17 protein-coding genes, 1 tRNA gene and 2 pseudogenes are annotated in these 22,122 nt (G+C 43.9%); 15 read left to right on the forward strand and 5 right to left on the reverse strand.

Features of this window, described 5'->3' with window-relative positions; translation table 11 throughout:
• Window position 1 precedes the first annotated feature (1 nt).
• The 5 genes and pseudogenes from ACT7WV_RS03480 (at window position 2) to ACT7WV_RS03500 (ending at window position 3,953) form a co-directional block, all read left to right on the forward strand.
• A complete protein-coding gene (locus ACT7WV_RS03480) occupies window positions 2-151 on the forward strand; it encodes a hypothetical protein (RefSeq protein ID WP_445101559.1) in 150 nt (49 codons plus the stop codon).
• Window positions 152-154: 3 nt separating this feature from the next.
• Window positions 155-1,606 carry a class I SAM-dependent DNA methyltransferase gene (locus ACT7WV_RS03485; RefSeq protein WP_445101560.1) on the forward strand — a complete coding sequence of 484 codons (1,452 nt, stop codon included), beginning with the start codon at window positions 155-157 and terminating at the stop codon, window positions 1,604-1,606.
• Between the two features lie 34 nt (window positions 1,607-1,640).
• A pseudogene (locus ACT7WV_RS03490) lies at window positions 1,641-1,874 on the forward strand (type II toxin-antitoxin system ParD family antitoxin); the annotation flags it as partial.
• A gap of 107 nt (window positions 1,875-1,981) precedes the next feature.
• Window positions 1,982-2,376, forward strand: a pseudogene (locus tag ACT7WV_RS03495) (PIN domain-containing protein).
• Between the two features lie 128 nt (window positions 2,377-2,504).
• Entirely contained in the window at window positions 2,505-3,953 is a 1,449-nt protein-coding gene (locus ACT7WV_RS03500) for a restriction endonuclease subunit S (protein ID WP_445101563.1), read from the forward strand.
• A gap of 59 nt (window positions 3,954-4,012) precedes the next feature.
• Here ACT7WV_RS03500 and ACT7WV_RS03505 read toward each other — a convergent pair.
• The 3 genes from ACT7WV_RS03505 to ACT7WV_RS03515 all read right to left on the reverse strand — a co-directional run bounded on the left by ACT7WV_RS03505 (window position 4,013) and on the right by ACT7WV_RS03515 (window position 6,001).
• Window positions 4,013-4,094 (reverse strand) — tRNA-Leu (locus ACT7WV_RS03505).
• Window positions 4,095-4,219: 125 nt separating this feature from the next.
• Window positions 4,220-4,822 carry a fasciclin domain-containing protein gene (locus tag ACT7WV_RS03510; protein ID WP_445101564.1) on the reverse strand — a complete coding sequence of 201 codons (603 nt, stop codon included), beginning with the start codon at window positions 4,820-4,822 and terminating at the stop codon, window positions 4,220-4,222.
• Between the two features lie 102 nt (window positions 4,823-4,924).
• Window positions 4,925-6,001: an ABC transporter substrate-binding protein gene (locus ACT7WV_RS03515; RefSeq protein ID WP_445101565.1), complete on the reverse strand. Its 1,077-nt coding sequence runs from the start codon at window positions 5,999-6,001 to the stop codon at window positions 4,925-4,927.
• Between the two features lie 91 nt (window positions 6,002-6,092).
• On the opposite strand from ACT7WV_RS03515, the gene ACT7WV_RS03520 reads away from it, so the two are divergent.
• The 3 genes from ACT7WV_RS03520 (at window position 6,093) to ACT7WV_RS03530 (ending at window position 8,999) form a co-directional block, all read left to right on the forward strand.
• Window positions 6,093-7,322, forward strand: coding sequence for an RNA-guided endonuclease InsQ/TnpB family protein (locus ACT7WV_RS03520; protein ID WP_445101566.1), 1,230 nt, complete (start codon window positions 6,093-6,095; stop codon window positions 7,320-7,322).
• A 149-nt stretch (window positions 7,323-7,471) separates the two neighbouring features.
• On the forward strand, window positions 7,472-7,909 hold the full coding sequence (locus tag ACT7WV_RS03525; protein ID WP_445101567.1) for a pentapeptide repeat-containing protein: 438 nt from the start codon (window positions 7,472-7,474) through the stop codon (window positions 7,907-7,909).
• Window positions 7,910-8,672: 763 nt separating this feature from the next.
• Complete coding sequence (locus ACT7WV_RS03530; protein ID WP_445101568.1) at window positions 8,673-8,999, forward strand: low temperature-induced protein; 327 nt, start codon at window positions 8,673-8,675, stop codon at window positions 8,997-8,999.
• Window positions 9,000-9,203: 204 nt separating this feature from the next.
• Here the strand turns inward: ACT7WV_RS03530 and psb35 are convergent, their stop codons facing one another.
• Window positions 9,204-9,389, reverse strand: coding sequence for a photosystem II assembly protein Psb35 (psb35, locus tag ACT7WV_RS03535; protein WP_445101569.1), 186 nt, complete (start codon window positions 9,387-9,389; stop codon window positions 9,204-9,206).
• A 286-nt stretch (window positions 9,390-9,675) separates the two neighbouring features.
• On the opposite strand from psb35, the gene ACT7WV_RS03540 reads away from it, so the two are divergent.
• The 4 genes from ACT7WV_RS03540 (at window position 9,676) to ACT7WV_RS03555 (ending at window position 17,670) form a co-directional block, all read left to right on the forward strand.
• The gene (locus tag ACT7WV_RS03540; protein ID WP_445101570.1) at window positions 9,676-12,795 is read left to right on the forward strand and encodes an MFS transporter; all 3,120 of its coding nucleotides are present in this window, start codon (window positions 9,676-9,678) and stop codon (window positions 12,793-12,795) included.
• Between the two features lie 510 nt (window positions 12,796-13,305).
• Complete coding sequence (locus ACT7WV_RS03545) at window positions 13,306-16,227, forward strand: PAS domain S-box protein (RefSeq protein WP_445101571.1); 2,922 nt, start codon at window positions 13,306-13,308, stop codon at window positions 16,225-16,227.
• A gap of 196 nt (window positions 16,228-16,423) precedes the next feature.
• Window positions 16,424-16,831: a Na-translocating system protein MpsC family protein gene (locus ACT7WV_RS03550; RefSeq protein ID WP_445101572.1), complete on the forward strand. Its 408-nt coding sequence runs from the start codon at window positions 16,424-16,426 to the stop codon at window positions 16,829-16,831.
• Window positions 16,832-16,950: 119 nt separating this feature from the next.
• Window positions 16,951-17,670, forward strand: coding sequence for a response regulator (locus ACT7WV_RS03555; protein WP_445101573.1), 720 nt, complete (start codon window positions 16,951-16,953; stop codon window positions 17,668-17,670).
• A gap of 167 nt (window positions 17,671-17,837) precedes the next feature.
• Here the strand turns inward: ACT7WV_RS03555 and ACT7WV_RS03560 are convergent, their stop codons facing one another.
• Window positions 17,838-18,266 carry a response regulator gene (locus ACT7WV_RS03560; protein ID WP_445101574.1) on the reverse strand — a complete coding sequence of 143 codons (429 nt, stop codon included), beginning with the start codon at window positions 18,264-18,266 and terminating at the stop codon, window positions 17,838-17,840.
• A 554-nt stretch (window positions 18,267-18,820) separates the two neighbouring features.
• On the opposite strand from ACT7WV_RS03560, the gene ACT7WV_RS03565 reads away from it, so the two are divergent.
• The 3 genes from ACT7WV_RS03565 (at window position 18,821) to ACT7WV_RS03575 (ending at window position 21,962) form a co-directional block, all read left to right on the forward strand.
• Window positions 18,821-19,690 carry a DUF2267 domain-containing protein gene (locus ACT7WV_RS03565; RefSeq protein WP_463424211.1) on the forward strand — a complete coding sequence of 290 codons (870 nt, stop codon included), beginning with the start codon at window positions 18,821-18,823 and terminating at the stop codon, window positions 19,688-19,690.
• A 182-nt stretch (window positions 19,691-19,872) separates the two neighbouring features.
• Window positions 19,873-20,307, forward strand: a complete 435-nt coding sequence (locus ACT7WV_RS03570) for a nucleoside deaminase (RefSeq protein ID WP_445101576.1) — start codon at window positions 19,873-19,875, stop codon at window positions 20,305-20,307.
• Between the two features lie 5 nt (window positions 20,308-20,312).
• Window positions 20,313-21,962, forward strand: a complete 1,650-nt coding sequence (locus tag ACT7WV_RS03575) for an ABC1 kinase family protein (RefSeq protein WP_445101577.1) — start codon at window positions 20,313-20,315, stop codon at window positions 21,960-21,962.
• Window positions 21,963-22,122: the final 160 nt, after the last annotated feature.

The raw sequence follows: 22,122 nt of genomic DNA on the forward strand, positions 1-22,122 counted from the left end.
AATGGCGGAGGAATGTCATGCTGAGGAAACGAAGCATCTGGGAGATTCTTCCTTCCGCTTTGCTGCACTCAGAATGACACAATGGCGGAGGAATGTCATGCTGAGTGTTAACGTTAGCGCAGCGGGGCGCGATAGCGCACAGCATCTCTAAAGTATGAATGCAACGACCGATATAGTCCAAAAACTCTGGAATCTGTGCCACGTCCTGCGAGATGATGGCATTACTTACCTGCAATATGTTACCGAACTGACTTACCTGCTGTTTCTGAAAATGGCCCAGGAAACGGGGGTAGAAGAGAAATTACCCCAAGGGATGCGTTGGAGTGATTTGTCAGAAAAAGAGGGCATAGAACAGTTAAAATTTTATCGCTTTTTGCTTTTAGAATTAGGTTCAAAAGCGGCATTACCAAGAGTACAAGCAATCTTTGCTAATGCTCAAACGGCGCTGAAACAACCCCGAATTTTGAGTAAGTTAGTCACTAGTATTGATGAGTTGGACTGGTATTCGGCTAGGGAGGAAGGATTAGGGGATTTATACGAGGGTTTATTAGAGAAGAATGCTAGTGAGAAAAAATCAGGGGCGGGACAGTATTTTACACCGCGATCGCTGATTGATTGCATGGTATCTCTGATTAAACCCCAGCCAGGGGAACTCATTCAAGACCCAGCAGCGGGAACCGGGGGGTTTTTGATTGCGGCTGACCGTTATATTAAAAAACAGACTGATGAGTTATTTACCCTGCCAGAAGCTGACCAAGTTTTTCAACGACAGCAGGCGTTTTATGGCATGGAGTTGGTGCAGGATGCCCATCGGTTGTTGTTGATGAATATGATGTTACACGGTATTGAGGGGGAAGTAACTTTAGGAGATACTCTCTCACCGGATGGACAGCGGTTAGGGAAAGCGAATGTCATTTTAACTAATCCGCCTTTTGGTACGAAAAAGGGCGGGGGAAGTCCGACGCGAGATGATTTTACTTTTCCCACTTCTAATAAACAGTTGGTATTTTTGCAGCATGTTTATCGCGGTTTGTTACCAGGAGGACGAGGGGCGATTGTGCTTCCTGATAATGTCTTATTTGAAGCTGGACAGGGGAATAGTATTCGGGCTGATTTAATGGATAAGTGTAATTTACATACAATTTTGCGCTTACCGACGGGGATATTTTATGCCCAAGGGGTGAAAACGAATGTGCTGTTTTTCCAACGGGGGACGACGGAGAAGGGCAATACTAAGGAAGTGTGGGTGTATGATTTGCGGACGAATATGCCCAGTTTCGGGAAGCGGATACCCCTGACGCGATCGCATTTTAAGGAGTTTGAGTTGGCGTATGGGGATGATCCCAATGGCAAGAGTCCGCGTACAGATGAAGGGGAAACGGGGCGATGGCGCTGTTTTAGCCGTGAGGAGATTACCAAGCGGGGGAATAATTTAGATATTTCCTGGTTAAGGGATGAGAGTTTGCAATCTGGGGAGGATTTACCAGAACCGGGGGAAATTGCGGCAGAAATTATGACGCGGTTACAGGCGGCGATGGTGGAAATGGAGGCGCTGTCGGAATTGTTGGAGGATGAGGAAGAGACTGAAACTGCGCTTCTAGAATAGGAAGATGATTAACAAGACTAAAGAGTAAGCATCAATGAACGTATCATTAACTCCAGAAGTTGAGCAGTTCATTCAAAGTCAAGTAGAAAGCGGGAAGTATGCCTCGCCTGACGAAGTTATCTTAGCGGCACTTAGGGCGTTTGAGGAGCAAGAACGCATCTACAAGGGGCGATTTGAGGAGTTGAGGCAGGAAATTATGGTTGGTGTTGAAGCGTCTGAACGGGGGGAAGTTGTTGATGGTGAAATAGTTTTCAGCCAACTGCAACAAAGCAAAGGTTGGATGCCTGGTTTTTTTGAAGAGGTGATTGGGGGTTGGGTGGGAGAACCGCTTGTCCGAGAACCGCAGGGAGAGTATGAAACGCGGGAGCAGATGTTTTGACTTTCCTGCTGGATACTAATGTTTGCATTCGATTGTTAAATAATACCAGTCCAGCGGTTACAGCTCGGCTGACGGCACAACAGCCAGAAAATATTTATCTGTGTACTGTTGTGCAGATGGAGCGTATCGCAGTGCTAATCTGGAACGAAATTTAGCGCTGTTAGAACGGTTTTTTAGTCAGTTTTCTAGTTTGCCTTTAGACGAGCAAGCGGCTAGGGTTGCAGGGCAAGTTCGCGCCCAATTAGCGGCATTAGGTACGCCGATTGGTCCCTATGATGTACAAATTGCTGCTATTGCTCTGGTGAATAATTTAATATTGGTCACGCACAATACGGGTGAATTCGGTCGGGTGAATGGGCTACAAATTGAGGATTGGGAAGAGGTGGGGTGAGTCATAGGAATTGTTGCCGTTATGCGATCGCCTTCTAAAATTGCGGCTCTTGATTGTGTGAGGTTGCAGGCGGTGATGGAGGAGATGGAGGTGCTGTCGGAGTTGTTGGAGGATGAGGAAATCACTTAATGTTCAATGAAAATACTGAGCTTCCTCATGGTTGGTTGCTTATAACTCTTGGTCAGTTAGGCGAATGGTCGAGCGGTGGTACACCTTCACGCTCCCATGCTGAATACTATGGAGGCGATATTCCTTGGATTAAGACAGGCAATTTACCTGATGGTTTAATCGAAGAAATTGACGAAAGTATTACTTGGGAAGGGTTAGCAAATAGTTCAGCTAAAGTTTTTCCAAACAATAGCCTAATTGTGGCAATGTACGGCGCGACGATTGGAAAACTTGGAATTCTCAAAGAATCTGCTGCAACAAATCAAGCGTGTGCCGCTTTACTTTCAAAAGGTCTTACGACTGAAATTATTCCCTATGTATTTTATTATTTTTTAAATCGTCGTGAACACTTAAAGAGCATTGGGCAAGGTGGAGCACAACCAAATATTAGTCAAACTGTTCTCAAGGAATATCCCTGTCCCCTCCCACCCCTCAACGAACAACGCCGCATAGTTGCCAAAATTGAGGCGTTGAAGGCTCACAGCCAGCGGGTGAAGGAGGAACTTGAGGCGATCGCCCCCCTCTTAAACCAGTTCCGTCAATCAGTCCTGTCCGCCGCTTTCCGTGGCGAGCTCACCGCTGATTGGAGAATACAGGATAATGACGAATTTCTTAGTTACGATTTTCCTTCTACTTGGAATAAAAGACAATTAGGGGATGTAGTAGAGGGATTAAAACAAGGCTGGAGTCCTAAATGTGAAAATTTCCCATCTCATTCTGATGATATTTGGGGAGTAATTAAGACAACTGCCGTTCAATCACTTCGTTTTGTTGAAGGGGAGAATAAACAGCTTCCGTCACACCTAGCTCCTAGACCTGAGTTAGAGCTTTTTGAAGGAGATTTACTAATAACTCGTGCTGGACCAAGAGCTAGAGCAGGAGTTACCTGTTTAGTGACTTCAGTTCGCCCAAAATTAATGATCTGCGATAAAGTTTACAGGTTTCGTGCTAAAGAATCATCTGTTCTCCCACTCTATCTTGCATATTTCTTAAATTCCCCTTCGACTATTTCCTTAATTGATGAACTAAAAACTGGCATATCCGAGAGTGGTGTCAATCTCACTCAAGAAAAGTTCTTAGCTCTTCCGTTGTGGTTTCCGTCAATTGCTGAACAACGAGAAATAGTTAATCGAGTCCAAACTCTATTCAAAATTGCAGACAAAGTTAAACAGCAATACCAAGAAGCTCAAGCCAGCCTAGACAAACTCAATCAATCCATCCTTGCCAAAGCCTTCCGAGGCGAACTGGTTCCCCAAAACCACAACGACGAACCCGCCTCCGTCCTCTTAGAACGCATCCGCGCCGAACGGGAGAAGCTGGATACAAAGAAAAAGGCAAAAGGTAAAACTAAAAAGAAAAGCCGTAAGGCAAAACCTGAAACGCCCGAAACGAATGGTTTGGGACATTAATCCTTTAAAACTGGACAATAATTATTTAATGGACAACACTAGAGTCAATGAATCAAATATGCGGACGAAAGGACTTGAACCTTCACACCTTGCAGTACTAGAACCTAAATCTAGCGCGTCTACCAATTCCGCCACGTCCGCGACAGTTGCATTGATCATAATAGCAAAAAATTGGCGTTTTAAATCAAGATGGGGAAAATTTTCCTCAAGGTTGCCGATTTTAGTCCCGCTTTTCCGGAATTTCTCCCCATCTCGCCAAGGCTAAATTAAGATTTGAGCGGCAGCATTACTGTGTCAATGACGTGAATCACCCCATTGCTGGCTTTGATATCTGGTTTAGTAACTTTGGCTTCGTTGACCTTAACCTCACTAGTACCTTCATCAACCACCACATTAAGGGGAGTTCCTTCAACAGAGCTGACTTCTCCAGTAACAATCGCTGCGGAAGTCACCTCACCAGGCACTACATGATATTTCAGCAACTGGACTAGCTGATCTCTATTTTCTGGCTTGAGTAACTCCTCAACTGCACCTTCTGGCAGCGCGGCAAAGGCTGCATCCGTGGGAGCAAAGACGGTGAATGGGCCTTCCCCTGACAAAGTTTCGGTTAATCCTGCCGCTTCGATGGCTTGAGTCAGAGTTTGCAAAGAATCGTTAGTAGATGCCAATGCCACGATATTTTCGCTCTCAGCGGTTTCCGAGGAAGCGACTGTATCCCCTGATTCCGCAGAGACGGGAGATTCAACTGTCGGTTCTTGGCTCAGGTTATCTTCTGCCTCAGGTTGGCTGCAAGCAGATAGAGAGAATAAGCTGCCAATGGCAAGAAGTGCAACTAGAAAGATTTTGAGCGTACCGTTATAAGATTTCATAATTAGACCCGTAGTTTACAGGCAATGTTAACAACTGTTAACAATTGTAACGTCAATGCCCTTAGTGTGTAGGTGCGCAAGTGATGGTTAACAGGATTAAGCTCAAGACTGGTAAGCCTTTGAGCCTTTGTTGACAAATTTTAGGGTGAAAGCCTGGGTGTAATCAGTCTTTGGTTGGAAGACTCCCGCCTCAACCATCGTCTCAAAAAAAGAGAGCCATTTTTCCTGAGTCATGGCACCAATGCCTTTGGTTTGAGCATCGCCGGAGAGGACTAGACCATATTCCTTGATTTTCGCCAAGCTGTAAGCAAGCTGTTCATCGGTAATCTCTGGGTTGGCTTCCTTGATTAGCTGATTACCAGGAGCAGGGTTTTCTAAATAACTATACCAACCCTTGATTGAGGCATCGACAAAGCGTTGCACCAAATCTGGGTTACTCTCAATCAACTCTTGCCTGGTTTCAATTGTGGTTGAATAAGGTGTGTAACCGTGGTCTGCTAACAGAATGACTACAGGCTCAAACCCCCCCTGTTGTATAACTTTAAGAGGCTCAGAACTGATGTATCCCTGCTGCACAGAGTTTTTGTCTAGGAGGAAAGGGCCGAGGTTGAAGTTATAAGGGCGCTTTTGTTCATCGCTATACCCATATTTTGACTTAAGGAAAGGCCAATAGGTATTGTTAGCAGCAGCAGAAATTAAAATCGGTTTGTCTTGAAAATCTTCTAAGGAGTCATTACCAACACCTGGATGAGCAATCAAAACTTGAGGATCTTTTTGAAAGATGGCCGCTACGGTAACCTTAGGAATTCCGGCTTCTACTGCTTTAATAGCATCAGAACCGTACCCCATGAAAAAGTCAACTGCTTTACCCATCAGCAACTGAGTGCCGTTAACTTGGGGGCCACCCGCCTGAATTGTGACATCAAGCCCATGCTGCTGATAAATGCCCGTAGCCCTAGCTTGATAAAAGCCACCGTGTTCGGCCTGAGCATACCAGTTAGTGGCATAGCTCACTTTGTCAAGAGAATTATTCGACTTAGCCGTTGTTGCGGTCTGTGAAGCCTTACCTAATCTAGCTTGATTGGTATCATCTTTACAAGCAGTGAGCAGACTACAGCCCAGAATCAGCAAACTATACTGGATTAACTTACGTCGATTAACTCGGTGAATCTCACTCATTATTTACCAAAATAATGGGTCTAAAGCCCCGTGCTTTTAGCGCGGCTTTGTTTAACTGCGCTATACTTACCCTAAGTAAGTCAGCGTAATCATGTGGGTATTTGAAGCAAAACTTCAGGGAACAAACGGGCAGTATGAGCGGCTTAATCAAGCCATTCGTACTGCTAGGTTTGTTGGTAACAGTTGCCTCAGATACTGGATGGACAACAAGGGAATTGGGAAATACGAGTTGAGTGCTTATTGCGCTGTTCTCGCCAAAGAGTTTCCCTTCGCTTTTCAGCTCAACTCTCAAGCTAGACAAGCCTCCGCTCAAAGAGCTTGGTCTGCTATCACCCGCTTCTACAACAATTGCCAAAAAGGCAAGCCAGGAAAAAAGGGTTTTCCACGCTTCAAAAAGCACCAAACTCACGGTTCTGTTGAGTACAAAACAACGGGATGGAAGCTGTCGGAAGATAGAAGAACCATCACCTTCACCGATGGTTTCAAAGCTGGAAGCTTCAAGCTGTGGGGAACCCGTGACTTGCATTTCTATCAGTTGAGTCAAATCAAGCGGGTTCGAGTTGTTCGTCGTGCTGATGGGTACTACGTTCAGTTTTGTCTTGATGTTGAGCGGGTTGAGAAACGAGAACCAACAGGAAAAACTATCGGGTTGGACGTTGGCTTGACTCACTTTTATACCGATTCCGATGGACAGACGGTTGAGAATCCCCGACATCTGAGGAAGTCTGAAAAAGCTCTTAAGCGTCTGAATCGCCATCTCTCTAGAACCCAGAAGGGTTCTAAAAACAGAGCCAAAGCTCGAAACCGTTTGAGCAGAAAACACCTCAAGGTAAGTAGGCAGCGTCAAGATTTTGCCGTGAAGTTGGCAAGATGCGTAGTCCAGTCTAACGACTTGGTTGCTTATGAAGACTTGATGGTGCGGAACATGGTTAAGAATAGAAAGCTGTCCAAGTCGATATCGGATGCTGCATGGTCGACTTTCCGCAACTGGTTGGAATACTTCGGCAAGGTGTTTGGAGTGGTGACGGTTGCCGTTGCGCCCCACTACACCAGTCAAAATTGCTCTAACTGTGGGGAAGTCGTCAAAAAGTCTTTGAGTCAAAGAACACATCGCTGTCACCATTGTGGGTTTGTTTTAGACCGAGACTGGAATGCATCCCGGAACATTTTGGAACTAGCACTACGTACCGTGGGGCACACGGGAACGCCAGCCCTGAGCTTTGTCGAAGGGTTAAACGCCTCTGGAGACATCGACCTCTGCATTGGTGGGGAAACTCCTCAATGTAAGCCGAGTCGTGGAAAGAGGAAACCCAAAGAGTGATCTTTGGAATCCTCGTACCTTTAGGTCGAGGAGGATGTCAAGTAGTAAATAACACTTATATCTGAGTAAATTTCCTAGTCCGATTCTAAGTTAGACTTCCGTAAAATATTATATTGATTACTTATCAAACAAATTTCGCTCTTGAAAAGATGAAACTCAAAATTCTCGCACTTTCTGTACTTCTAGCACCACTGTGGTTAGCAACTCCCCTAAGAGCTGAAAACCCTTCTGATGTTAACCAATTACTAGAAACAAAGCGCTGCCAAGGCTGTAATCTAAATGGAGCCAGCTTGGGTGGTATCGTTCTGGAAAATGCCAGAGTAAGATATAGCGACCTGAGAAATGCAGACCTCAGTGGTGCTAACCTGAATGGAGCCTATTTCAGTGGCGCTAACTTAAGTGGTGCTGACTTCAGTGGTGCTAGTTTACAGTGGGCAGACTTAGTGAATGCTAATCTCAGAGGGGCTAACTTTCGTAATGCCGATCTTTCCAAAGCTAGCTTGAGAGGTTCTGATATCACTAATGCTGATTTTAGTGGAGCTATCTTGAGTGATACTATCATGCCGGATGGTACTCTGGGTTACTGAGAAACTAATGGTAGGTAATCGCCTCTAGCTAACCAGGTTCGAGGGCAAAGAAATCGGTTCTGCGGGAGTTGGGCGATCCTTTACAATGTCTTGGAAACGGCTCAAACCGATAACGGCACTAAAATTCAGAAGCAAGTCTACTACAGCTTGCCTGAACAGTTTAAGTTACCGTCACAGATGCCTTGCCATGTTCCTCGGTCAGGAAGATTTCTATCTTTAGTTAGAAGCCTTAACCCCAAGGTCGCTGCTACCTTTTGAGTGGAACTAAGTAAAACTTAAATTTAATAACTATTTAGTTACCCAGAGCTGGACGGGTAAAATAGTCAGCTTGGGAACAGGGACGACATTAATAGTAAGTTGATCTAAAGAGTTGCCAAGTTGGGCTAATTTGTAGGATTGTTACTTAATATAGTGCAACTTTTACAAAAGAAAAGTATTAAAAGTAATAAACTCTCAAGTTCAATTGAGGTAGCAAAATTTAATCCTTGCCCATACTGTCTCGGCTCAGCCAATGACCCGAAATCGTATGGTCATTTAGTGTCAACTGGCGGTTGTTAGCCAGCGTATGGGTTCAGCAAACCTGCACCTCGCTCCCCATCCGCTACTTGACGCTATCGCTCAACTGTCAATTATTTGGGCATCTATCTCAAGTAAAGTTTGCCCCACTTTTTTAATTAAAAATTTCAGTCTTTAGATAGATATAAGCCTTGAGCGATTGGTGTCAATAATATTCCTTGTACTCCCAGAAAGAAGGTTAAATTAAATGTTCTCTTTTTTACGCCCTTTACGTTTTTTAATGGCTCTTTTTATCGGCACTTGGCTGTTTTTCTCTAGTGCTTCACCCGCAGCAGCGGCTAGCAGCAGCCCCACAAAAGGAGAAGACCAGCTAAAAAGAATTGAACAGAAGTCAGAAGAAGTACTTAAGTCTGGTCCCCGTGGCTTGAAAGAAACTACATCAGAAGCCAACAAAGGCATTAATGAAGTTCAAGGGTCAGCGGATGTTGAGAAGATGAAGCAAGGAGAATCTCAAAACGCTACCTCTGTAGAACAACAAGTTAAGGAAGCTGTAAAAAATATTATGGGTTCATAAACACCTAAATAATAGATAAGTAGCCACAAGATTGGCTTTTATGAGGGAATCTTTTTTGTATTCCCTCGCTTCTTATTACTTATTAATTGACAGTTCAATAATCAACAAAAAATACGACAAAGACCAGCATCACTGCTAGGCTTTGTCTTCTTGATGTATTAAAAAATTATCTGACTTTCACAAAAGCTTCTCAGTCAGACTTGATTATTTTTCGACTTTGGGTACAACGTCAGGGCGTTCTTTATTTTCCCAGCCCACGGGTCGCTTGGAGTTATACCAAGCAATAGAGCCGATTGACACGGCAGCAATAAAACCGACAACATACAGCAGTGTCGCCGATATCGGAAAATGGGGTGCATTAGCAGCAGCAGCTTCCATTAGTAAATGCATAAATAATTTACCTCAGTATCAAAATTTTTGTTGTTACCATAGTCAACTTATCCAAAAATATTAATTAAAAACATCCTACTTTGTGAGTAATTTAAACTTTACAACCTTGGGGAGATGATAAAAGTGGGGTGCAAGCTTTAGAATTCCTACTCGTATCAAAAAATATCGGGGTCATCCTAATCATAAAAACTTATTTTGAGTTTTGAGTTTGCTAAAAAATGCACCACTATTGAAGGCATTTTTTCCACTCAGGTCAGATCAAAAAAAATTAGAGGAGGAAGGGGTTATGTTTCAAAGTGCAGTAACAGCACTAGGAGTAAGTCACCCAATGTGGTGGCTGGCACAAGTAATTATCGAGCGAGAAACCCCTGCACCAGAAAATGCAGCTCTCGTTTTTAGCGGGCCACAATTTTTTACAGCCTTAATTTCGGGAGTAGTGCTGGCTTTTGCTTTCCAGTTGCTGCTGACTAATCTGGGCGTGGCTGCTGGTATTTCTCTGTCAGGAAGCTCCTCTTCGACATCTAGCAACCATGACCATGAAAACCACAGCTTAGGAGGCACGATTCGCAAAATTGGTCTAGCAGTGGGATTGGGGACTTTGATTAGTGTCACCATTGCCCTATTTTTTGCTTGCCTGTTTGCCGTGAAACTGAGCTTGTTGGCCACACCAGCACTCGGTGCAATCGTTGGCCTGGTAATTTGGGCCACTTATTTTTGTTTATTGGTGTGGGTCAGTTCGACCACTGTGGGTTCTCTCATCGGGTCAGTGGTTAATACTGCAACTTCCGGATTTCAAGCAATTTGGGGGACAGCCGCCGCCGCCCTTGGTGCTGGTGTTGCCAGTAAGCAAGTAGTGAACACCGCAGAAGCCGCCGCCGCTGCTGTGCGTCGTGAACTTGGCTCAGCTATTGACCCGGAGACTATCCACGAAAACGTACAAGAATATTTAGAGGCACTGCGACCCCCAGAACTAAATCTGCAACAGATTCGCTCAGAATTTGAAAACTTACTGCAAGACCCTTCCCTGTCAGAAATTGCTGGTAGCGATAGCCTCCGCAAGATTGACCGCCAAACCTTTGTCGATTTAGTTAGTAGTCGTAGCGATTTATCTCAACGGGATGTTAATCGCATTGCCAACGAACTAGAAACGGCTTGGAACAAAACGGTGGGACAGTTGCCCCAAAAAGACATGATGTCGGAGTTTGTTGACTACCTTAAGTCAGCCACGCCAGGGCAATTGCTGGGAGACGAGTTATCTCAGAAGCTGGATTCTCTAGTTGAAGAACTGCGCAAGCGTCGTCATGCCCAAAGCTCAAGTAAGCCAGTTTCTCAGGCAATGACCACAGGCTTTAATAGTTTAGTGGGCTTGGTCATGGGTAGGACAGATCTTTCTGACCTAGATGTAGAAAAAATTGTCAGCCAGTTGCAAAAGTTGAAAGACCAACTGGGTCAACAGAGTTCAAAAATTGCTGCTCAAGTCAGGAGAGAGGAGCCAAAGCCATACTACAGTCCAGTACAAGTAGATATGGAAAACTATCTACTCCATAAATATTCCTGGCAGATGAACTCAGAAGTCTTGGAGCGAGAGTTCCGGGACTTGCTTTATGATCCAGAGGCTGACCCTAGCACTGTGGCTGAGGAATTAGAGCAGCTAGACCGTTCCTATTTTGCTGACTTATTGCAACAGCGGGGGGTGTTTACTCAAGAGAAAATTCACCGAATTTCTAACTTACTAGAGACAATTCGTCTAGAAGTATTGGCAGTGGCCCAAGCAGCGCAGGAGCGAGAAGAGTCGATCGCTTTATTTGCCGAAGTGGAAGATTACCTGCTCAATACTCCCAAAGAAGCCCTAACTCCTGAAAGAATTGAGCTTAATTTCCGAGAAATTCTGGAAGACCCCGATGCTAACTCTGAACAACTTAGCACTCGTCTGGCTCAGTTCGACCGCCCGACTTGGGAACGACTCCTTGAGCAACGTCGGGATATGAGCGCGGCCGAAGCTGAGGTAGTGATTTTTGAGCTAGAAAGAACCCGCGATCGCGTTTTGCTGGAAGGCAGAGAAATGCAAGAAGTCGCTAAGGCTAAAGCCGAGGCCCAGTGGCTCAAAGTCAAGTCTCATCTGCGAGACACAGGCAAAACCGAACTCAACCCCGATGCCATTGAGCGGGAACTCAAATTGCTGGTGGACGACCCCCAAGCCGGATTATTGGCAATTAGAGAGCGAGTTTCTCGCTTTGACCGCGATACTTTGGTACAGTTGCTCAGCCAGCGTCAAGACTTGAGTGAGCAGCAAATTAACCGCGTCATTGATCAAGTAGAACGCAACTGGACTCGCGTTCGCTACACTCCCCGCAGACTTGGCGGTAAAGCTAAAGACCAGTATGAGCAAGTCAGTTCTGCGATCGCTCAGTACCTGCGGGATACAGGTAAGGCAGAGCTCAATCCCGAAGGCATCCGGCGAGATTTAAGTAAACTGCTGGAAGACCCACAAACGGGAGCCAAGGCGATCAGAAGACGCTTAGCGGCGATGGATCGAGATACCTTGGTGCAGTTGCTCAGCCAACGGGATGACCTGAGTGAGGCGCAAGTCAATCAGGTAATTGATGAAGTGCTCTCGACACTGCGCAGCCTGGCCAGAGCACCTCGACGGCTTGCCAGCAGGGCTCAATTACAAGTGCAGGACTTCCAAAGTGCGATCGCTGATTATCTGCGCTCCACCGATAAGGAAGAACTCAATCCTGAAGCAATCAAGCGCGATGTGCAGGTGCTACTCCATGATCCCCGCGCTGGGATGGAAGGTTTTAAAGAGCGACTCTCTCACCTTGACCGTTCTACCCTGGTGGCGCTTTTATCCCAACGGGAGGATATCTCAGAGGAGGAAGTCAACCGCATTATCAATCAAATTATCGCAGTCCGCGACCAAGTTATTCTGCAATTGCGTAGCCTTCAGCAGCGTATTCAGTCGGTGATTGACCAGATATTTGCCAAAATCCGCGACTACCTCAACAGTCTTGAGCGACCAGAACTCAACTATGAGGGCATCAAGCACGATATACGGACTTTATTTGATGACCCAGAAGCCGGTTTTGATGCTCTGCGCGATCGCCTCTCCCAGTTTGACCGTGATACCTTGGTGGCAATTATGAGTTCTCGCCAAGACATCTCTGAGGCTGATGCCAACCGGGTTATTGACCAAATTGAATCAACCCGCAATCGGGTGCTACAACGAGCAGAACGCCTCCAGCGAGATACCCAACTACGCCTAGAGGAAGTTAAGCTACAAGCCCAACGACAAGTTGAAGAAACACGCAAAGCTGCGGCAGTTGCTTCCTGGTGGTTGTTTTTTACCGCCTTGGTTTCTGCTGCTGCCTCGGCAGGTGCGGGCGCTATCGGTGTTGTTGATTAGTGCCCATCAATCTTGAGGGCAGAGGAGCCAGGGAGTTGTCTAGCGTCAGCTTCAGGTTCCTCCTCTGATCAGTGAGTAATGATGCTACAATCACAGCAGTTCAATCTAGCAAGGTTATACACTTTTTTGAGAATATTTCCTGTAATTATTTACAGTTCAGTTTCTGCCTAAAAGTGCTACTTATTAGCCCGATTGACTAACTTAAATTTCTCCCTAACTCCTACTCGGTAAGCCTTTTTAATAGGTATAGCCACAATTAATAAAAGCCTTCTGAACTGGGACTTGGTGGAGCATTTGAGTTTAAATAATCTGCACTTTGTTAGTCAAGTAGCCTAACTGAGGGTTTTGTTTTTTGAGTCAGCTCTTTACTAGATGCTGCATAAATTTTATCTCATTGACTTAAGCTGGCAACTGCTCTACTCCCCGGTAGTACTTACCAAATATAGATTTTGGGCTAGAGCTAACGTCACCTGTCAAAGGCAGTCTTTAATATTGACAGCGTGATCCTAGATGCTAGAGAAATTCTCGTTACTTCTTGATGGTCTATCGGTCACTTTTTTCCTAACACTGACCCTACTAGTTGCTACTGTTGGGGTGGGAAAAAGGCGACACCAACAAACAACGGATACTTGGCAAGTAGATAGTCAAGCCAAGTGGCAGTCCCTGATGCAAATGACCGATGGTGTACTGATTTGCCTATCGCTGAGTTACCATATCCTGGAATGGAACCCAGTGGCGGAAAAAGTCTACGGTTGGCGGCAAAAGGAAGTAATAGAGCAAGAGTATTTGGCATTCTTACCAGAAAAAGTCCGTGACATTTTTGCTGCCTATTGCCAACTAGCCCTAACAGAGCAAGCTGCCCTTGAGTTTGAACATCCAGTGTTTAGCCGTGATGGTCAAGAGTACCTAATACGGTGGAAGCTTATGCCCTGTTTGGACGCTGAGGGTGATTCTGTTGGCATAATTCTCAGTGGTCAGGATATCACAGAAAGCCAGCACAGAGAAGAACAGTTAGAACTCTGGAAATCTGTAGTAGCCAGCGCTGATGATGCAATTATCATTACGGAAGCTGAACCTCTGGATTTAGCAGCACCAATAATCCTCTACGTCAACCAAGCCTTCACTAGTAATACAGGCTACTCCCCGGACGAAGTTATTGGTAAAACTCCTCGCCTCCTGCAAGGTCCAAAAACCGACAGCGCGACATTAGATAAATTGCATACTGCCCTAGAACAGAAAAAAAACATCCAAGCAGAACTGATTAATTATCGCAAAAATGGTGCTGAGTGTTGGGTAAACTTAAGTATTATTCCTCTTACTAATGAACAAAACCAAGTTACCCACTTAGTCTGGGTGCAACGGGATATTAACGAACAAAAATATCAAACAGCAGCCTTATTAGAAACTAGAGAAGCTGCCCTTGAAGCTTCTCAGTCTAAATCTCAGTTTCTTGCTCAAATGAGCCATGAGATTCGCACTCCCATGAACGGTGTCCTGGGGATGGTGGAACTACTACAAAGGACCAATTTAACTCCCCAGCAACAGGACTATGCTCGTACTATTTCCCGTAGTGCTAAACACCTATTAAGCGTTATTAATGATATTCTTGACCTCTCTAAATTGGAGGCTGGGGAAACACATCTAGAACACTCTAGCTTTGACTTAGATAGCTGCCTAGAAAGTGTGGTAGATTTTCTGGTGATCAAAGCAGAAGAGAAAGAGCTAGAGTTGGCAATTTTAGTAGATAGTAATCTACCCAGACAACTTGAGGGAGATGCTATCCGGCTGCGGCAAATTCTACTCAATTTGGTTAGTAATGCCATCAAATTTACTGATGAAGGTAGTGTGGTAATTCAAGCTACTTTGCAGTCTTCACATCAGCAAAAAATTAGCATCCGCTTCACGGTTAAAGACACCGGAATTGGCATTTCACCAGAATTACAAACCAAGCTATTCAAGCCATTTTCTCAAGTAAGTAGCAGCACTCGTAAATACGGTGGTACAGGATTAGGACTCTCGATTTGCCAGCAGTTTGTCAAACTGATGGGGGGCGAAATTGGTGTTGAAAGTACTTTCGATGAAGGCTCAAACTTTTGGTTTACCGCTGAGTTTGATCAATCAGAAACAGCTACAACTATCGTGCCGCCGGCTTTTAGTAATCTGAAACTTTTGGTAGTTGATAGTAGTGCTTTGGTTCGTCAATCGATACTAACTATAGCTCAGGCTTGGGGTATTGAAGTTGATCAAGTAGATAAAGCTTCAGCAGCACTCTTCGCTTGGCAGTCATCAGTTAGTCAAGGAAAACCCTACAACGTGGTTATTGTTGAGGAGTGCCTGTTAAATACTGACAGTGTTGAGTTATTGCGAGTAATGTATCACAACTCGTCTTTAGTTAGAACCAAAGTAATTTTGATGAGTACGATGAAGCAGCGTCAAAGAGCAGAGCAGCTAATGAGGCTGGGAGACTTTGGTTATCTAGTTAAACCAGTGATGCCTTCACGCTTATTTAATAGCTTGGTTTGGGCTTTAGGAGAGTCGGTTGAACAGAGTTTACCTGTCGAAAACTATTCTCTAACAGCTACTTCTAGCCAAGATAATTTAGAAAAACCTGAGCCATCTTTAAGGATTTTGTTAGCAGAAGATGATCTGGTCAATCAACAGGTAATTCTTGGTCAACTTAACCTGTTAGGCTATCAAGCTGATTGTGTAGATAATGGACAAGCGGTTATCGATCAACTGGCTAGGCAAGACTACCATATCGTTTTGATGGATTGCCAGATGCCAGTGATTGATGGCTACGAAGTAACTAAATTAATTCGTTGTAATCAACGCTTAAACCGAGGGCTAATAATCTTAGCTCTAACGGCCAGTGCTCTGTCAACTGACCGCGATAAATGCCTGGAGGCAGGGATGGATGATTATATTAGCAAGCCCGTTGAGTTAGAAGCTTTGGGAGCAGTGCTCCGGCGATGGGCTAAGCGTAGTCAGAAACAGACTCTTGTTGCTAGCTCTGCGGTTGGGCTGAGTACTAATAATCAATTCGCCAGTCAGGAGAGTAATAACTTGCCTCAATCAGAAATTAGCACCGCCTCAGACTGTCCCGTCGATTTAGAGCGCTTGAAGCGTATCTTTAAGGGTAAGACAGCCGCTCAACACAAACTCCTAACAATGTTTGTTGAGCAGGCAAAGAGTAAAATAGAAGCAATTCGTCAGGCGCTGGGCAATGCAGACTTAGCCACTCTTGAGCAGCAAGCTCACCGTCTTAAGGGTTCTAGTGCCAACGCTGGTGTCCGTCAGATGCCGGAGTTGGCAGAGCGTTTAGAAAAGCTGGCTCAAAGAGAAACCCTTGAAGGAACATCAGAGTTAATCGAGGAACTACAAAGCTGTCTTAACCAGGTTCAAGTTTTTCTGGCTCAAGGAGAACCTCCTTAGGAAGAGAACCCAGTCAGTGGAGTTAGCTAGGGCAACTAGGGTACTCCAATTTAACCGCCGTCTCCTAGCCCTCGCTCTCGGAAGCCTTTCTATTCCAGATTCTCCCTATTATTGACTAAATCTTGGCTTCGGTAGTTTATTGTAGTCTTAATTATTCAAAATTTTATTAGGCTACCCGAACTCCCAACTACTGTCTATGTCCGAGTACACACCTCCTACCCGTGGGCAGATGGAAAGAACCCTCTCTCAAAAAATTCAAGCTTTGTATCGTGAAAAACTGGGACATCAACCTAGTAAAGTCACCGTTACTCTTGCTAAAGAGAAAATTACAATCATTGTTGAAGACGCTATTACTCAGCCAGAAAAGGTATTAACAGAGATGGGACAGGAGGAGCTAACAGAGAAGGTGCGCTCAGATTTAGATCAAGCGATAAAACCCTATTTAAAGGAGCTTATCGAAGAAATTACCGGAGTAGAAGTTGTTGACCTGCTATGCGATACTACCTTGGAAACTGAAAGAACAGGAACCATCGTCGTTTTAGCTAGTCAACCAAAATTGCGCAATTCCCCTTCGACATCCGCCAGCAAAAACAAAAGTTCTTAGTAATTCAGCAAAAACCAGATTCTAAATTACTAGGCTACTAAGTTGCATATTGGGTTAACATAATTGCTGCTATTTATAGACAGCAAAAGCTTTAATTTTTCACGTCTCGGAGATTAACCATGAATAAAATTAGTGTAGTTTTAATTGAAGACCATGATCTAACCAGAATCGGTCTGAGAACAGCACTACAACAACGTAACGAAATTGAAATTGTCGGCGAGTCAGCCAATGCTCATCAAGGTTTGGACTTACTAAAAACTGCTAAGCCAGATGTGGGGATCGTGGATATTGGTTTGCCTAACATGGATGGGATTGAGTTGACTAGGCGATTCAGGGAATATCAACGCCATCAAGGAGATTCCCACACCAAGATTCTCGTCTTGACTTTAGAGGACAATGAAGAGGCTGTGATGGCAGCTTTCGCTGCTGGGGCTGATTCCTACTGCATGAAAGATATTAGCTTTGAGTTTTTGCTTCAAGCCATTCACGATACTCATGCAGGTAACTCTTGGATTGATCCTGCGATCGCCAAAGTTGTTCTCAGTCAAGCTCATTTAAGCGAAACCAAGGTTGATGCTGAAGAAGTTGGTGAGAAAGTATCTATTAATGCTGTCAACAGCGAGTACGGCAACATGATTGAAGCCTACCCTCTAACTAATAGGGAATTAGAGATCTTGCAGTTGATCGTTGATGGTTGCTCTAATGCGGCGATCGCAGAAAAACTCTACATCACCGTAGGCACCGTTAAGACACACGTCAGAAATATTTTGAACAAGCTTTGTGCTGATGATCGCACACAAGCTGCTGTTCGTGCTCTGCGTTCTGGCTTAGTAGCTTAAGGGTTTCTGCTGGTGCATTGCTTCTAAGTGCAGCAGAAGTTAAAACAAGGAGATAACTCTTAAGAGCATCTCCTTGTCCAATTTCTAAAAATCTAAGTATCTTAAAAATTGGTCTTCTCTCTATAGACATAGAATAAATTTTCAGTTTTTTTGCTAAATTAGTTTATTTAATTCTGAGAAGCGCTACTGTGCTTAAGACATAGAAGGGAATCCACCTGTTTGATTAACTCGTCTATATCAATAGGCTTATGGATCACAGCATCGGCGCTAGAGCCTAAACCCTGGCTAAGTTGAGAACTTTTGCAAGCCGTGATCAGTAGGATAGGGATGAAAGGTAACTTAAAGTTCTCACGAACACGCTTAGCTACTTCACAACCATTAATCCCTGGCATCATTACATCTAGCAGCAATAAATCTGGGGGAAACTGCTGGATTTGAGCTAAGGCTGATTCACCGTCTAGAGCAGTACTAACTTGGTATCCTGCTTCTTGCAAAATTGTCTGTAGCAAAAAAATGTTATCGGGCGAATCATCTACAACCAGAAGATGGTCAGACTTTTGATCTTCTTGTAAATTAAACAATTTTTTATTTTTCACGGTACTGGTTCTAGTAAAAATTATCCTTTAGCTACCAGCTTCTCAATAGCTCCAATATTTTACCTCACTCCCAGGAAATACTTTAGCTCTTGCTGTTTATTTAAGGTGAAGGGGCGATGAAGTTGCTGGTTGAATAAAACATGCTTTAATTGCGCTTAAATTACTCTCTGTTTGGCTTGCTACTTGAGTTTGGCTTGAGATTACTAGTTATTGGCAAACAGAAAATAGCTATTATATTTCTTATTTATCTTGCTTATAAGTATTGCTGATATATTTGGCCATCTTGATAAGTACATCCTCCGGCGGTAGCAAAATTATTCTTGTTTGCCACCTTCCTTTAGTATGACTTAGCAAATAATTATTAACTTCTCTGAGATAGCAATCCTCAAGAAACTTGTCTTTTTGCTGCATTTCCATAACTGCTATTCAACTCTGATTACTAGTTTTCTTTCTCTAGGATTAAGTCAAACTGTCTCCTGTGACAGATGCCTAAGACGGCAATCTACTTCTATGTTTTAGAGTATAGCTTCAATAAAGTTTACAAAAAGAAGATTATGCCGATTGCCTTAAGAGAAGACGTTGCCTACATCATCCTGAAAAAGATTCGTGAAACTGGTGGAGAAGGAAAGCAGCCAGTTAATTTTACAGAAGTTGATTTTACTGGTTTTAACCTTTCACAATCCGATCTACTAGGCCACCTAGATTACTTAAACCAAAAAGACTACATTGACGCCGATTTTAGTGGTAATGCCTATGCCAAACAAGAAGATGTGCCTAACCTGATCAACTCAAAAGAAGTGGATTTTCGTGTAGCTAATACCTTTGGTTCTGCTGATAGTCCATTGCCACATTTAATTGAATTTGAACAGGCTCAACTCACCAAAAAAGGGCAGAAAATGCTGGATAAAATGGAAGCAAGTCCTCCTGATTCCCTGCAAAAAGGGCCAGCAGTTCCTCTAGCCACTAAGAATATGCCTTTCTTAGAAAAGGTGATGCTCAAAGGACAGGTAGAAGATATCTTTGATGCCAAGAATTTGACCGAGGTAGTCTTTCGTACCATGCGTGATTTGATGACTACAAAAGTCGCAGATCAAGTAGCCTCAGAATTACACGAAGAATCAATACCCACCAATGACAAAACTCTGCAAAATGAGGTGGCAGAACTATGGCGAGATACAAATCCTCTAGTTGCTTGGCTAAGTCGAGTTCGCCCTCCTTTTCATGGTTCAGTGCCCTTCACTATCGATGACAATCTGTTTGTGTTTCGAGTGGAACAAGAAGGGGGAATGCCCAGGGGAACAGATGGTGAAACCGTGATCAAAGCAGTATTTTCTGCTACTAAAGATGAATTATCAGCCGAACGGATAGCAGAAATTGCTGAGTTTTTACCTGGCAAAATCCAGGAAATCTGGCAGCAGGCTTAGGAGTTTAATCTTTGTTAGATTTTGAGCATTGCTGGGTTATGCCCCTACGCCTTTCTTAAGATGAGGACGTGGGGGTCACAACTGAGAAAATGCACTTTTTGTGTTTTTCTCCCAAGCATTAAGCCCCATAAGTAAGAAATAGCAAAAAGCAGTTTATTGATCATTAAAGGAGATTTTTCAAGATGAACCACGAAGAGTTTATGAAGGTAGCACTCTCAGAAGCCAAACAAGGAGACATGCCCTATGGTGCTGTATTAGTAAAAGATCATAAAATAGTAGCTCAAGCACACAATAGTACTCAGACAGATAACGATGTATCTGCTCATGCCGAAATTAATGTCCTTCGCAGTTTTACCACTCAAGCAAAAAGTTATTCCTTGGATGTTTTGAAAGGTTATACTTTGTATACAACCTGTGAGCCTTGTCCGATGTGTGCAGCTGCTTGTGTTTGGTCAGGAGTGACAGAAATCGTCTTTGGTGCTTCAACCAAAGAATTGATGGAATTAGGTTCAGAACAAATAGATTTGACCTGCGAAGATGTAATTGCGAAAGGATTCCAAAGGATCAAGGTAACCAAAGGAATTCTGGCTGAAGAATGCCTCGAATTGTTTAAATAAATTAGATGTTATCTTTAACTCAAACTAGTTCCCGACAACGTGAAATTATTGAAGTCGTCTTCAGCAATGGCTGGGACTACATGCGAGGACTCCTGACAGGTGGCAAAACCGACGAACCACAACTTCCTACCCCTGCAGTTCTCCGTAATATTCTTGTAGATTTAGGACCAGTCTACGTCAAACTAGGACAGCTACTTTCTACCCGCCCAGACATATTACCAAAGGCATACGTTGAAACCCTTACTGACTTACAAACTAGGGTGCCACCCGTCGCCTGGAGTGAGGTAGAAGTTCAGATTAGGCAACAACTAAAACAGCCTTTAGAAGAAACTTTCGACAGCATTAATCCTCAAGCTGTTGCGGCTGCTTCCATTGCTCAAATTCACAAAGCCACCTTAAAGAATGGTCAGGAAGTGGCGGTTAAAGTGCAGCGTCCAGGGATTGATAAAATTATCGCTCAGGATATTTCTTTAATTAGGAGTTTAGCAGAGTTAGTATCTCGCACTGAATTTGGCAAAGAATACGATGTTGTTGCCTTGGCTGAGGAATTTATCACTGCCTTGCAGGCCGAGTTAGACTTTACTAGCGAAGCCAATTACGCAGAACAATTGCGACGTAACTTATCTGCGAGTCGCTGGTTTAACCCAGAACATTTAGTAGTACCAACAATTTACTGGGAGTTGACCAACAAAAAACTGATGGTAATGGAATGGCTAGACGGTGTGCCATTACTAGAAGCGGAGTTACCTGAAAAACGTGACGGGAAAGATACTGAAACTCAGCGCCGAGAAATTACCACTCTACTATTTCGCGCCTTTTTTCAGCAGATTTATATCGACGGTTTTTTCCATGCTGATCCTCATCCAGGTAATTTGTTTTACCTCAAAGATGGTCGCGTTGCTATCTTAGACTGTGGGATGGTGGGTCGCTTAGATCCGCGCACACAGCAGATTTTAACGGAAATGTTACTGGCGATTGTAGACATAGACGCCCAAAGATGTGCACAGTTGACCCTAGATCTATCTGAGTCTGGTCAGCCTGTAAGTTTATCGCGACTAGAAAATGACTACGATCGCATGTTGCGCAAATATTACAACCTCAGCTTATCGCAAATCAACTTTAGCGAGGTATTTTATGAAGTGCTACAAATCTCCCGCAACAACAAAGTTCGCTTGCCCAGTAATATGGGTTTATACGCAAAAACCTTAGCCAATTTGGAGGGAGTTTCCCGTAGTTTTGACCCAGAAATTAATCTTTTAGACCAAATCAAGCCTCTGATTACTGATTTATTCCGACGTCAGTTATTCGGAGATAACCCCTTACCAACTTTACTGAGAACCGTACTTGATCTCAAGAGTCTTTCTCTACAATCACCGCGTCAACTAGAGTTACTTTTAGATCGAGTTACTTCCGAAACTTTAAAGTGGAATTTAACAATTAAAGACTTAGATCCTCTAAGGCGTAGTTTAGATGATTCTGCCAACCGTCTTTCGTTTAGCATTGTCGTTGGTTCATTGATTATTGGTGCGGCGATTATTTCTGCCAACGCACAAACTAGTCAGTTACTTCTTATTAGTAACGTTTTATTTGCTACGGCAAGTTTTCTCGGTTTATGGTTAGTGATAAGTATCCTGAGGTCAGGTCGTTTGAAGTGAGTTCACTATTTTGATTACTGCTTAACGGGAATAAACTTGGAAACTGGAGAATAAAGTGGGAAACTAACTGGCACACACAGCTTAAATCACGTTGTACCCATCAGTGAGCCGTTTTCCAAAGAGATTATTACGCTTGTCTATGTCCGTTGAGATTCTTAGG

It is taken from the genome of Symploca atlantica LB2515, assembly GCF_052546295.1.